Raw genomic sequence first — 14,062 nt, 5'->3', positions numbered from 1 at the left:
AAGTGCGGGTGACCGGTCGGCGATGACCGACCGACGGTGACGGTGGGGTGACCGCTCAGTTCTGCGAGGGGACGTGGCCGGCCCCGCTGCCCGCACCCGGCTCCAGCGCGTCCAGCGCCCGCCGCAGACCGGTCAGCTTGCGCTCCAGATGGGCCGCGGTGGCCACGGCGGCGGCATCCGCCGACTCGTCAAGCTGCTTGGAGAGCGCCTCGGCCTGCTCCTCGACGGCGGCGAGCCGCGCGGACAGCTCCGCGAGCAGCCCCGCCGACTCCTTGGGCTCACCGGCGGCGGGCTGACCGCCCTCCAACTGCAGCCGCAGCAGCGACGCCTGCTCCCGCAGCTGGCAGTTCTTCATGTACAGATCCACGAAGACCGAGACCTTGGCTCTGAGCACCCAGGGGTCGAACGGTTTGGAGATGTAGTCCACCGCGCCGGCCGCATAGCCCCGGAAGGTGTGGTGGGGGCCGTGGTTGATCGCCGTGAGGAAAATGATCGGGATGTCGCGGGTCCGCTCCCGGCGCTTGATGTGCGCCGCGGTCTCGAACCCGTCCATGCCCGGCATCTGGACGTCCAGCAGAATCACCGCGAAGTCGTCCGTCAACAGCGCCTTGAGCGCTTCCTCCCCTGACGATGCCCGCACCAGGGTCTGATCGAGCGCGGAGAGAATGGCCTCCAGCGCCAGCAGATTCTCCGGCCGGTCATCGACCAGGAGGATCTTGGCCTTCTGCACCATGCCCCGTCCTCCTCGTCCCGGCTTGGGGTCTCCCCAGCTCGCAGAGCTGGGGGAAGCACCGGGCGCCGCCCCAGGGGACGACGCCCTTGCGCCGCCCGTCCTTGTGCCGGTCATGGTAGCCGCACCCCGCTGTTCGCCACACCCTGTCACCGCGATGTCACTGTGCACGTAGCAGAAACGCGGTGGGAGACCAGAAGGTTCCCCGAATACCGCGTTCCCACACGTGTTCGGCGACACTCAGTCAACACCACAGCCGCCCCGGGCGTGCCGCGGGTCACTCAGGCGACATCCAGTGCTCCATCACTGTAAGGAGATGATCGGTGTCGACCGGCTTGGTGACGTAGTCCGACGCGCCCGCTTCGATGCTCTTCTCCCGGTCGCCCTTCATCGCCTTCGCGGTGAGGGCGATGATCGGCAGCCCGGCGAACTGGGGCATCCTGCGGATCGCGGCCGTCGTGGCGTAGCCGTCCATCTCCGGCATCATGATGTCCATCAGGACGAGCACGACATCGTCGTGCTGCTCCAGGACCTCGATGCCCTCCCGGCCGTTCTCCGCGTACAGGACCTGCAGTCCGTGCTGCTCCAGCACGCTGGTCAGCGCGAAGACATTACGGATGTCGTCGTCGACGATCAGTACCTTCTCGCCGTGGAAGCCGCCCACCGGCTCCGGCACCACCAGGTCCTGGCCGCCCAGCAGCCAGGGCTCGGGGGCCTGCGACTGCCGTCCCGGGCGGCGGGCGGACGACCGCGCGCTCAGCTCCGCCTGCGGCGGCGACTGCTCCTCGTCGGCCCGCGAAGCCTCCTGCTCGGCCCGCTGACGCCGCCGGAACAGCCCGGAGCCGCCGTGGCCGCGCGCCGCCGAAGAAACGCCGGAGGCGTCCCGTGCGCCCTCCTGCTCCGCCCCGGCTCCGTCGTCCACGGTCTCCTGCACGCCGCTGGGGAGCGCCGCGAGCGCCAGCGGGCCCGGCCTCGAGCTGCTCGGGGCGAGCTGCGGGTAGCCCTGCGGCGGCAGCTCGCTGGGGTGCAGCGGCAGATAGAGCGTGAAGGTCGAGCCGCGGCCCGGCTCGCTGGCCGCGTGGATCTCGCCGCCGAGCAGCCGGGCGATCTCCCGGCTGATGGACAGGCCGAGCCCGGTGCCGCCGTACTTCCGGCTGGTGGTGCCGTCGGCCTGCTTGAACGCCTCGAAGATCACCCGCATCTTGCTGGCCGCGATGCCGATACCGGTGTCGGTGACCGAGAAGGCGATCATGTCGGCGTCCGCGTCGCGCAGGGCACCGTGCTCCAGCAACTGCTCCCGGATGGCGTGCGGCACATCCGCGCCCGCCGGCCGGATGACCAGCTCCACGGCGCCGCTGTCGGTGAACTTCACCGCGTTGGACAGCAGGTTGCGCAGCACCTGCAGCAGCCGCTGCTCGTCGGTGTGCAGCGTCGCCGGCAGCTCCGGCGACACCCTTACGGAGAAGTCGAGGCCCTTCTCCGCGGTCAGCGGCCGGAAGGTGGCCTCCACATAGTCGACGAGCTGGACCAGGGCGATACGGGTCGGGCTGACGTCCATCTTGCCCGCCTCGACCTTCGACAGGTCCAGGATGTCGTTGATCAACTGCAGCAGGTCCGAGCCCGCGCCGTGGATGGTCTCGGCGAACTCCACCTGCTTCGGCGAGAGATTGCCGTCGGCGTTGTCGGCGAGCAGCTTGGCCAGGATCAGCAGCGAGTTGAGCGGTGTGCGCAGCTCATGCGACATGTTCGCCAGGAACTCGCTCTTGTAGCGCATCGAGACCGCGAGCTGCTCGGCGCGCTCCTCGAGCACCTGCCGGGCTTCCTCGATCTCGGTGTTCTTGACCTCGATGTCGCGGTTCTGGCGGGCCAGCCGCTCGGACTTCTCCTCCAGCTCCGCGTTGGACGCCTGGAGGGCCTTCTGCCGGTTCTCCAGCTCGGCGGACCGCTCGCGCAGCTGCTCGGTCAGCTCCTGCGACTGCTTCAGCAGCACCTCGGTCTTGGTGTTGACGCTGATGGTGTTGACACTGGTGCCGATCATCTCGGCGATCTGGTTGAGGAAGTCCTTCTGGATCTGGGCGAAGGGCTGGAACGAGGCCAGCTCGATCACGCCCAGCAGTTGCCCCTCGAAGAGCACCGGCAACACGATCACATGGGCCGGAGCCGCCTCACCGAGCCCCGAGGCGATCTTGAGATAGCCCGGTGGCACGTTCTCCACCAGGATCGGGCGCTTCTCCTCGGCGACCGTGCCGATCAGCGTCTCACCGGCCTTGAAGCGCGTGGGCATCGAGCCGAGGGTGTAGCTGTAGGAACCGACCAGCAGCAGTTCGTAGCCGTCGTCGGAGGTGCTGTCCGCGACCACCTCGGTGCCCTCGCCCGGCGGTACGGCCAGGAAGAACGCGCCGTGCTGGGCGGAGACCACCGGGGTCAGCTCGCTCATGATCAGCCGGGCGACGTCCTCCAGGTCGCGCCGTCCCTGCATCAGACCGGAGATCCGGGCGAGGTTGCCCTTGAGCCAGTCCTGCTCCTTGTTGGCGAGCGTCGTCTCGCGCAGGTTGGCGATCATGGTGTTGATGTGGTCCTGGAGGACCTGGATCTCGCCCGAGGCGTCCACATCGATCTTGAGGTTGAGATCACCGCGGGTCACCGCGGTGGCGACCTCGGCGATGGCGCGCACCTGACGGGTCAGGTTGCCGGCCATCTCGTTCACCGACTCGGTCAGGTCCTTCCAGGTGCCGGCCACGTCCCGCACCCGCGCCTGGCCGCCCAGCTGGCCCTCGGTGCCCACCTCGCGGGCCACTCGGGTCACCTGGTCGGCGAACGACGAGAGCTGGTCGACCATCGTGTTGATGGTCGTCTTCAGCTCGAGGATCTCGCCACGCGCCTCGATGTCGATCTTCTTGGTCAGATCACCCTGGGCGATGGCCGTGGTGACCATCGCGATGTTGCGGACCTGTCCGGTCAGGTTGGACGCCATCGAGTTCACGGACTCGGTGAGGTCCTTCCACGTCCCCGAGACGCCGGGCACCCGGGCCTGGCCGCCCAGGATGCCGTCCGTGCCCACCTCGCGGGCCACGCGGGTGACCTCGTCGGCGAACGAGGACAGCGTCGTCACCATCGTGTTGACGGTGTCGGCCAGCGCCGCGACCTCCCCGCGCGCCTCGACCGTCACCTTCTTCGTCAGATCGCCGTTGGCGACCGCGGCCGAGACCTGCGAGATGTTCCGCACCTGGATGGTCAGGTTGTTGGCCATCAGGTTGACGTTGTTGCTCAGGTCCTTCCAGATACCGGTCACGCCCGGAACCCGCGCCTGACCGCCCAACTGTCCCTCGGTGCCCACCTCACGGGCCACCCGGGTCACCTGCTCGGCGAACGACGAGAGCTGGTCGACCATCGTGTTCACGGTGGTGACCAGTTCCAGGATCTCGCCCTTCGCATCGACGGTGATCTTCTTCGACAGATCGCCCTTGGCGACCGCCGTCGTCACCTCCGCGATCGAACGCACCTGGGACGTCAGGTTGTTGGCCATGCTGTTGACGGACTGGGTGAGGTCCTTCCACGTCCCGGAGACGCCCTGCACCTCGGCCTGGCCGCCCAACTGGCCCTCGGTGCCCACCTCGCGAGCGACCCTGGTGACCTCCTCCGCGAAGGAGGACAACTGGTCGACCATCGTGTTCAGGGTGTTCTTGAGCTCCAGGATCTCGCCGCGCGCATCGACGTCGATCTTCTGGGAGAGGTCACCGCGCGCGACCGCCGTGGCGACCTGCGCGATATTGCGCACCTGGGCGGTCAGATTGCCCGCCATGCCGTTCACCGAGTCGGTCAGATCGCGCCATACGCCCGCCACACCGGGCACCTGCGCCTGACCGCCCAGCCGGCCGTCCGTACCCACCTCACGGGCGACGCGGGTCACCTGCTCGGCGAAGGCGGAGAGCTGGTCGACCATCGTGTTGATGGTGTTCTTCAGCTCGAGGATCTCGCCGCGCGCGTCCACCTCGATCTTCTGCGACAGATCGCCGCGCGCGACCGCCGTCGTCACCTGGGCGATACCGCGCACCTGCGCGGTCAGGTTCCCGGCCATGGAGTTGACGGAGTCGGTCAGGTCCTTCCAGACGCCGCTGACCCCGTCCACCCGGGCCTGACCACCCAGCCGGCCCTCGGTGCCCACGTCCCGCGCCATCCTGGTGACCTGGTCGGCGAACGAGGAGAGCTGGTCCACCATGGTGTTCACGGTGTTCTTCAGCTTGAGCATCTCGCCGGAGACATCGACGGTGACCTTCTGCGACAGATCGCCGTTCGCCACCGCCGTCGTCACCTGCGCGATGTTGCGCACCTGTCCGGTGAGGTTCCGGAAGGCCGTGTTCACCGAATCGGTGAGGTCCTTCCACGTTCCCGCCGCACCCGGCACCTGCGCCTGGCCACCCAGCTCGCCCTCGACGCCGATCTCCCGGGCGACCCGCGTCACCTCGGCGCCGAAGGACTGCAGCTGGTCGACCATCGTGTTGGTGGTGTTCTTCAGCTCCAGCATCTCGCCGGCCACATCGACGGTGACCTTCTGCGACAGATCGCCGTTCGCCACCGCCGTCGTCACCTGCGCGATGTCCCGCACCTGCGCGGTGAGGTTCCGGAACGCGGTGTTCACCGAATCGGTGAGGTCCTTCCACGTCCCCGCCGCACCCGGCACCTGCGCCTGACCGCCCAGCAGCCCCTCGGCACCGACCTCGCTGGCCACCCGCGTGACCTCGTCCGCGAAGGTGCGCAGCGTCTCGGTCATGGTGTTGATCGTGTCGGCCAACTGCGCGACCTCGCCGCGTGCGCTGACCGTCACCTTCTGCGACAGATCACCGTTGGCGACCGCCGTGGTGACCTGCGCGATCCCACGCACCTGCGCGGTCAGATTCCCCGCCATGAGGTTGACGGAGTCGGTCAGGTCCTTCCAGACGCCCGCGACGCCCGGAACCTTCGCCTGGCCGCCCAGCTCGCCCTCGGTGCCCACCTCACGGGCGACCCGGGTCACCTCGGAGGCGAACGAGGAGAGCTGGTCCACCATCGTGTTGACGGTTTCCTTCAGCTCGAGCATCTCCCCGGACACATGAACCGTGACCTTCCGGGACAGATCACCCTTGGCCACCGCCGTCGTCACGAGAGCAATATCACGCACCTGGGCGGTGAGCCGGGAGGCCATCGTGTTGACGGACTCCGTGAGATCCTTCCACGAACCCGACATTCCGCGCACTCGGGCCTGGCCACCCAGCTTGCCCTCGGTGCCGACCTCACTCGCGACCCGCGTCACCTCGTCGGTGAACGCGGAGAGCTGGTCCACCAGGCCGTTGACCGTGCGCCCCACCTTCAGGAACTCGCCCCGCAGGGGATGCGCCGATCCATCGGCGCCCTGCGCTCGCAGGTCCATGCGCTGCTCGAGATCGCCCTCGGCGACCGCCGACAGCACCCGGCCCACCTCGGACACCGGCCGCACAAGATCGTCCACCAGGGCGTTGGACGCGTCAATGGCCGCCGCCCACTGGCCCTCACAGGCACCGGTCTCCAGCCGCTCGGTGAGCTTGCCCTCGCGGCCGACCACCCGCCGCACCCGGGTCAGCTCACCGGTGAGCTGCAGATTGCGATCCGCGACCTCGTTGAAGACCGCGGCGATCTCGGCCATCACACCCTCGCCCGAGACCGTGAGCCGCTTGCGGAAGTTCCCGTCCCGCATCGCCGTCATCGCGGTCAGCAGCCGGTTCAGGGCCGCCGTATCCACTTCAGTCGTCCCATTGCTCCGGGACCGTCCGCCTTTCGCGCGCGTGTTCGTGCCCCGCGCCGCTGCGCCAGACTCCACCGTGTCCCTCCCGCAGGGTTGACCATCCTCGTCGGGTTCTTCTTCCAGCTTCCCCAGTGTTTCACCATGGCCCAACCAGGCCATAACAGTTCGGCAGCATCCCACACCCCCGAACGCCCACTCTGGGGGGAATCGAGGCCGACCGGCATTCGCGCGGGCGTCGGTGGTAAGTAACCTGGCAACCGGCCAGGGCATCGGAGGGGCGCTGCGACATGGGTGAGCAGTTCGCCGAGACACATATGAGGAGACCTGTGATCACCGCGCGGGCAGCCGCCACCTTCGAGCCGGTGGGACGCTCGGTCGCCGCCGCCCGCACTTTTGTCCGGGACACCCTCCAGGGGTGGGGCCTCACCGACATCGTGGACGACGCCGTCGTCCTGACCAGCGAACTTGTCACCAACGCGGTAGTGCACGCCGGTACCACCGCCGATGTTGTCTGCATCCGCGCCGACACCGGCGTACGCGTCGAGGTCGCCGACCGCTACCCTGAGCGCGAGGTCCCGCTGCAGAGCAACGGCGGCCACCACTTCGGAAACCCCGACCGCGAGGGCGGCCGAGGTCTCCTGCTGTGCGCGGCCCTCGCCGGCCGCTGGGGCGTCGAGTACACCGCGACCCACAAGCAGGTCTGGTTCCAGCTCGATTTCCCCGACCGCCCGGCCGGGACCCGAGCGGCCGGGCCCGCCCTGCCCTCCAGCGCCCTGCCCATCGCCGACGCCCGGGTCCGGGTCGGGGTCGTCCAGGTCGACAGCGGCGGTCTGATCAGCGCCTGGAACGACGACGCTCAGGAGCTGTTCGGCTACCCACCGGAGCAGGTCATCGGCAAGCCGCTGACCGACCTCGCGGCGTGGCCGCACACCCCAGGCACCGGCACCGGCGTCGCCGAGGCCCTCCTGCTCTCGCGCTGGGAGGGCTCCTACGGCATCCGCGGCGCCGACGGCCGGGTCGCCCCCGTCTACGCCTCCCATCTGCGCATCCGCGACGCCGAGGGCGAGCCGTCCACCGTCTGTCTGCTGGTGGGCGAACGCGAGCGCGCCGTCCTGCAGAGCCCGATGCGCGGTGCGAATGTCGACACCGCCGACACCTCCGACCGGGGCCAGGCCACCGACGCCTTCGAGGTCTTCATCGGCTCTCCGGCCCCCGACGACCTCGACGGTCTGCTCCAGCGCACCGTCGAGCGGGCCCGTGACATGCTCGACGGCGACGCCGCCTATCTGCTGCTCGCCACCGACGACGAGACCGAGTTGGAGGTCCGCGCCTCCACCGGGCTGCCCTCCGCCCGCCAGCGCTTCGCCCGCGTCCCCGTCGAAGCGGGCACCGGGCGCTACGGCTCGGCCCGGATGCCCGCGGTCCACGAGGATCTGTCCGCGGTGCCCGGCGCCGTTCCACTGCTGGTGAACACGGGCATGCGTTCCGTCGTCACCGTCCCGCTGAAGGTCGAGGGCCGGCTCACCGGCTCGCTCGGCGTCGCCGCCGAATCCCCCGCCCGCTACAGCAACGAAGAGGCCCTGCGGCTGCAGTTCGCCGCCGACCGCATCGCCCTCGCCGTCGAGCGCGCCCGTCTCACCGAGCTGGAGCGGCTGCGCCGCGGCTCGCTGTCCTTCCTTGTCGAGGCGTCCGACCTCCTCGCGGGCACCCTGGACCGCGATCAGACGCTGGCGCTGATGGCCCAGATGACGGTGCCCACGCTGGCCAGTTGGTGCGCCGTCTATACGGTCGCCGACCAGGCGTCCGAGCCCGAGCTGTCGTACGTCCTGCACGAGGACGAGGACCGCATCGACGGGCTCAAGGCCCTGCTGATGAAGATCGACCCACCGGAGCAGGTCCCCACCGGCGGCGCCCGGAGCTGGTCCGGCCCCTATGACGCGGCCCACGCCGCCGCCCTGCGCACCTCCCTGCGCAGCCTCAGCCTCGGCGACTCCGCCCGCCCCTCCTCCGGCCCCGGCGCCTCGCTCGCGACCGCCTCCGCGGTCGGCGGGGAGACCGTCGTACTGCCCCTGGTGGCCCGTAACCGCGTCATCGGCATGCTCATCCTCGGCAAGCCCACCGACGAGCACTTCCGCCAGGAGAACCTGGAGCTCGCCGAGGACCTCTCCCGCCGGGCCGCGCTCGCGCTGGACAACGCGCGGCTCTACTCGGAGCGCACCGCCATCAGCCAGTCCCTGCAGCGCAGTCTGCTGCCGCCCGAGCAGCCCGAGGTCCCCGGAGTCGAGGTCGAGGTCATCTACCGCGCGGCGGGCGAGGGCAATGAGGTCGGCGGCGACTTCTACGACCTCTTCCCGATCCGCGACGGGGCGTACGGCTTCGCCATCGGCGATGTCTGCGGCACCGGACCGGAGGCCGCCGCGGTCACCGGACTCGCCCGGCACGCCCTGCGGCTGCTCGCCCGCGAGGGTTTCGGGGGCCCGGCGGTCCTGGAGCGGCTCAACGCGGCCATCCTCGACGAGGGCGCCCGCAGCCGCTTCCTGACCCTCCTCTACGGGGAGTTGTGGCCCCAGCACGACGGCAGCGCGATGCTCAAGGTCGTCTGCGCCGGACACCCCCTGCCGCTCCGGCTGCGCCAGGACGGCAGCGTGGAGGCGGCGGCCGAGCCCCAGCCGCTGCTCGGCGTCATGGAGGACCTCGAGCTGTACGAGCAGACGGTGACGCTCGACCCGGGCGATGTGCTGCTGTGCGTCACCGACGGGGTGACGGAGCGGCGCGAGGGCACCAGGATGCTCGGCGACGACGGCCTTATCGACGTCCTCACGACCTCTACCGGCCTTACGGCGGGCGCGGTGGCCGCCCGGGTGCTCCGGGCCGTGGAGCGCTTCGCGGCGGAGCCGCCGTCGGACGACATGGCGATCCTGGTGATGCGCGTCCCCGAGCACGCCGATTCCTGAGGCGGGCGGCCGGGGGCGCTTGGCGCCCCCGCGCAATGCCCGAACATGACGAAGGCCCCCGCCACGTGGCGGGGGCCTTTCGCAGGAGAGCCCCAATACGGAATCGAACCGTAGACCTTCTCCTTACCATGGAGACGCTCTGCCGACTGAGCTATTGGGGCGCGTCGACGGGATAGATCATACCCGAACTCGGGTGCGCTCCCGACCACTCGCCCCCGTGCCTCAGGCGGCTGACTGCAGCAGCCCGCCCAGCGCATTGCAGGCCGAGACCACGCGCTGCAACTCCCGCCGCGACATGGTCGGATCGACGGGCAGCGCCAGGCATTCATCGGCCGCCCGCTCGGTCTCCGCAAGCCACAGATCGCGCCGGAAGCGCGCGGTGCGGTGCGCGGGTGTCTGTACGGGCACATGGCAAACGACGCCGCGAGAACGCAGCGTGCGGGCGAAGGCATCCCGGTCCGGCCGGCCGTTGCCGGGAACCCGAACGACGTACTGCTGATAGGTGTGTTCCACGCCGGGCGCGACCGGCGGCGTGAGAACTCCGCGCAACTTTCCGTCCAGATAGGCCGCGTTGGCCTGCCGCCGCAGAATCTCCCCGGCGGGCTCACCGACCGACCCGTATCCGATCACCAGCACGCCGTGCCGCTGGCCCAGGTCGGTGAGGGCCGCCATGTCGGCGGGATGTCCGAAGGTGTGAATGGCTACGATGGCCGCGGTCCGGGGCGTCAGCGCCTCGGCCACCGCGGCCGGGTCTATGCAGTAGGTATGGGCGTCGATGTCCACGAACACCGGCCGGGCACCGGCCAGCAGCACCGCTTCAGCGGCCTCAGGAGTGCCGTAGGACGGCACGATTACCTCGTCGCCCGGCCGCACACGCGCCCGGGTCAACTCATGCAGCAGCTCATCCGTAGGTGTCCCCATGAGCGGCATGTTGCCCAGGCAACATGAACACCGAGTAGCCCACAACACAACAGCAGAAGAGCCCTGTCGGTGACCGAAGTCCCGACAGGGCTCTTTGCAATATTTGTTCGGCGGTGTCCTACTCTCCCACAGGGTCCCCCCTGCAGTACCATCGGCGCTGAAAGGCTTAGCTTCCGGGTTCGAAATGTAACCGGGCGTTTCCCTAACGCTATGACCACCGAAACACTATAAAGCTGAACCGGAACCACACCCCAAACAAGAGGGGGGTTCAATACGGTTCATTGCTTCAGAACCAACACAGTGGACGCGAGCACCTGAGGACAAGCCCTCGGCCTATTAGTACCAGTCAACTCCACCGGTTACCCGGCTTCCATATCTGGCCTATCAACCCAGTCGTCTACTGGGAGCCTTAACCCATCAAGTGGGTGGGAGTCCTCATCTCGAAGCAGGCTTCCCGCTTAGATGCTTTCAGCGGTTATCCCTCCCGAACGTAGCCAACCAGCCATGCCCTTGGCAGGACAACTGGCACACCAGAGGTTCGTCCGTCCCGGTCCTCTCGTACTAGGGACAGCCCTTCTCAAGACTCCTACGCGCACAGCGGATAGGGACCGAACTGTCTCACGACGTTCTAAACCCAGCTCGCGTACCGCTTTAATGGGCGAACAGCCCAACCCTTGGGACCGACTCCAGCCCCAGGATGCGACGAGCCGACATCGAGGTGCCAAACCATCCCGTCGATATGGACTCTTGGGGAAGATCAGCCTGTTATCCCCGGGGTACCTTTTATCCGTTGAGCGACGGCGCTTCCACAAGCCACCGCCGGATCACTAGTCCCGACTTTCGTCCCTGCTCGACCCGTCGGTCTCACAGTCAAGCTCCCTTGTGCACTTACACTCAACACCTGATTGCCAACCAGGCTGAGGGAACCTTTGGGCGCCTCCGTTACCCTTTAGGAGGCAACCGCCCCAGTTAAACTACCCACCAGACACTGTCCCTGATCCGGATCACGGACCCAGGTTAGACATCCAGCACGACCAGAGTGGTATTTCAACAATGACTCCCCCTGAACTGGCGTCCAGAGTTCACAGTCTCCCACCTATCCTACACAAGCCGAACCGAACACCAATATCAAGCTATAGTAAAGGTCCCGGGGTCTTTCCGTCCTGCTGCGCGAAACGAGCATCTTTACTCGTAGTGCAATTTCACCGGGCCTATGGTTGAGACAGTCGAGAAGTCGTTACGCCATTCGTGCAGGTCGGAACTTACCCGACAAGGAATTTCGCTACCTTAGGATGGTTATAGTTACCACCGCCGTTTACTGGCGCTTAAGTTCTCAGCTTCGCCACACCGAAATGTGACTAACCGGTCCCCTTAACGTTCCAGCACCGGGCAGGCGTCAGTCCGTATACATCGCCTTACGGCTTCGCACGGACCTGTGTTTTTAGTAAACAGTCGCTTCTCGCTGGTCTCTGCGGCCACCACCGGCTCACACCGCAAGGGTGATCACCAACAATGGCCCCCCTTCTCCCGAAGTTACGGGGGCATTTTGCCGAGTTCCTTAACCATAGTTCACCCGAACGCCTCGGTATTCTCTACCTGACCACCTGAGTCGGTTTAGGGTACGGGCCGCCATGAAACTCGCTAGAGGCTTTTCTCGACAGCATAGGATCATCCACTTCACCACAATCGGCTCGGCATCAGGTCTCACCCACATGAGGGACGGATTTACCTACCCCTCGGGCTACACCCTTACCCCGGGACAACCACCGCCCGGGCTGGACTACCTTCCTGCGTCACCCCATCACTCACCTACTACAGGTCTGGACCGTCGGCTCCACCACTCCCCTTTGCCCGAAGGCTCCAGGGCGGCTTCACGGACTTAGCATCGCCTGGTTCGACGTTGACGCTTCAAAGCGGGTACCGGAATATCAACCGGTTGTCCATCGACTACGCCTGTCGGCCTCGCCTTAGGTCCCGACTTACCCTGGGCAGATCAGCTTGACCCAGGAACCCTTAGTCAATCGGCGCACACGTTTCCCACGTGTGTATCGCTACTCATGCCTGCATTCTCACTCGTGAACCATCCACAACTCGCTTACACGGCTGCTTCACCCGGCACACGACGCTCCCCTACTCATCACAGCCCCCGTTGGGGGTAATGCTGCAATGACACGACTTCGGCGGTACGCTTGAGCCCCGCTACATTGTCGGCGCGGAATCACTTGACCAGTGAGCTATTACGCACTCTTTCAAGGATGGCTGCTTCTAAGCCAACCTCCTGGTTGTCTCTGCGACTCCACATCCTTTCCCACTTAGCGTACGCTTAGGGGCCTTAGTCGATGCTCTGGGCTGTTTCCCTCTCGACCATGGAGCTTATCCCCCACAGTCTCACTGCCGCGCTCTCACTTACCGGCATTCGGAGTTTGGCTAAGGTCAGTAACCCGGTAGGGCCCATCGCCTATCCAGTGCTCTACCTCCGGCAAGAAACACACGACGCTGCACCTAAATGCATTTCGGGGAGAACCAGCTATCACGGAGTTTGATTGGCCTTTCACCCCTAACCACAGGTCATCCCCCAGGTTTTCAACCCTGGTGGGTTCGGTCCTCCACGAAGTCTTACCTCCGCTTCAACCTGCCCATGGCTAGATCACTCCGCTTCGGGTCTTGAGCGCGCTACTATACCGCCCTATTCGGACTCGCTTTCGCTACGGCTTCCCCACACGGGTTAACCTCGCAACACACCGCAAACTCGCAGGCTCATTCTTCAAAAGGCACGCAGTCACGACCGTGCTCCGAAGAACACGGCGACGCTCCCACGGCTTGTAGGCACACGGTTTCAGGTACTATTTCACTCCGCTCCCGCGGTACTTTTCACCATTCCCTCACGGTACTATCCGCTATCGGTCACCAGGGAATATTTAGGCTTAGCGGGTGGTCCCGCCAGATTCACACGGGATTTCTCGGGCCCCGTGCTACTTGGGAGATGAGCAAGCAAGCCATCACGATTTCAGCTACGGGGGTCTTACCCTCTAAGCCGGACCTTTCGCATGTCCTTCGCCTATCGCAATGGTTTCTAACTCGCCCAGTCGCCGGCAGACGACTGAAGCTCATTCCCACAACCCCGCATGCGCAACCCCTGCCGGGTATCACACACATACGGTTTAGCCTCATCCGGCTTCGCTCGCCACTACTCCCGGAATCACGGTTGTTTTCTCTTCCTGCGGGTACTGAGATGTTTCACTTCCCCGCGTTCCCTCCACATACCCTATGTGTTCAGGTATGGGTGACAGCCCATGACGACTGCCGGGTTTCCCCATTCGGACACCCCCGGATCAAAGCTCGGTTGACAGCTCCCCGGGGCCTATCGCGGCCTCCCACGTCCTTCATCGGTTCCTGGTACCAAGGCATCCACCGTGCGCCCTTAAAAACTTGGCCACAGATGCTCGCGTCCACTGTGCAGTTCTCAAACAACGACCCGTACCCCGTCACCCACACCCATTGATGTGGTTCACCGGGACCGGCCGAAGGAACAAGCAAAAATTTGCCCGTACCCTCAGACACCCAACAGCGTGCCCGGCACCGTCCTCTGATCCGATCCGCGTTCCACGCCCCGGAGGGCAGTACTAGCGGTCTTCACATGAAGGACCGTGCCGAATAGTCAACGTTCCACCCATGAGCAAACCGTGCGAGACATGCGCT

Annotated in this window: 4 protein-coding genes, 1 tRNA gene and 2 rRNA genes; 1 reads left to right on the top strand and 6 read right to left on the bottom strand. The window is 66.4% G+C overall.

Features of this window, described 5'->3' with window-relative positions:
* Nucleotides 1-55: 55 nt before the first annotated feature.
* Both STRVI_RS08995 and STRVI_RS08990 read right to left on the bottom strand, forming a co-directional pair.
* Nucleotides 56-733, bottom strand: coding sequence for a response regulator (locus tag STRVI_RS08995; RefSeq protein WP_014055321.1), 678 nt, complete (start codon nucleotides 731-733; stop codon nucleotides 56-58).
* Between the two features lie 274 nt (nucleotides 734-1,007).
* A complete protein-coding gene (locus STRVI_RS08990; RefSeq protein WP_014055320.1) occupies nucleotides 1,008-6,563 on the bottom strand; it encodes a HAMP domain-containing protein in 5,556 nt (1,851 codons plus the stop codon).
* A 212-nt stretch (nucleotides 6,564-6,775) separates the two neighbouring features.
* Here STRVI_RS08990 and STRVI_RS08985 point away from each other — a divergent pair, with 212 nt between their 5' ends.
* The gene (locus STRVI_RS08985; protein ID WP_014055319.1) at nucleotides 6,776-9,442 is read left to right on the top strand and encodes a SpoIIE family protein phosphatase; all 2,667 of its coding nucleotides are present in this window, start codon (nucleotides 6,776-6,778) and stop codon (nucleotides 9,440-9,442) included.
* 88 nt (nucleotides 9,443-9,530) lie between these two features.
* Here STRVI_RS08985 and STRVI_RS08980 read toward each other — a convergent pair.
* The 4 genes from STRVI_RS08980 to STRVI_RS08965 form a co-directional block, all read right to left on the bottom strand.
* A tRNA-Thr gene (locus STRVI_RS08980) sits at nucleotides 9,531-9,603 on the bottom strand.
* Nucleotides 9,604-9,664: 61 nt separating this feature from the next.
* Nucleotides 9,665-10,372, bottom strand: coding sequence for a DegT/DnrJ/EryC1/StrS family aminotransferase (locus tag STRVI_RS08975; protein WP_014055318.1), 708 nt, complete (start codon nucleotides 10,370-10,372; stop codon nucleotides 9,665-9,667).
* 96 nt (nucleotides 10,373-10,468) lie between these two features.
* Nucleotides 10,469-10,585, bottom strand: a 5S ribosomal RNA gene (gene rrf / locus STRVI_RS08970).
* Nucleotides 10,586-10,679: 94 nt separating this feature from the next.
* Nucleotides 10,680-13,798: ribosomal RNA gene (locus STRVI_RS08965) — 23S ribosomal RNA — on the bottom strand.
* Between the last annotated feature and the right edge of the window lie 264 nt (nucleotides 13,799-14,062).

Origin of the sequence: Streptomyces violaceusniger Tu 4113 (assembly GCF_000147815.2) — a bacterium.
GTDB classification, from domain to species: domain Bacteria; phylum Actinomycetota; class Actinomycetes; order Streptomycetales; family Streptomycetaceae; genus Streptomyces; species Streptomyces violaceusniger_A.
Note: the sequence above shows the minus strand (reverse complement) of the source record. Positions and strands in the feature narration are given on the sequence as shown.

Coding starts and splice junctions, on each gene's coding strand:
- STRVI_RS08975 (WP_014055318.1), bottom strand. CDS start 10,372: ATGCCGCTCATGGGGACACCTACGGATGAGCTGCTGCATGAGTTGACC.
- STRVI_RS08985 (WP_014055319.1), top strand. CDS start 6,776: ATGGGTGAGCAGTTCGCCGAGACACATATGAGGAGACCTGTGATCACC.
- STRVI_RS08995 (WP_014055321.1), bottom strand. CDS start 733: ATGGTGCAGAAGGCCAAGATCCTCCTGGTCGATGACCGGCCGGAGAAT.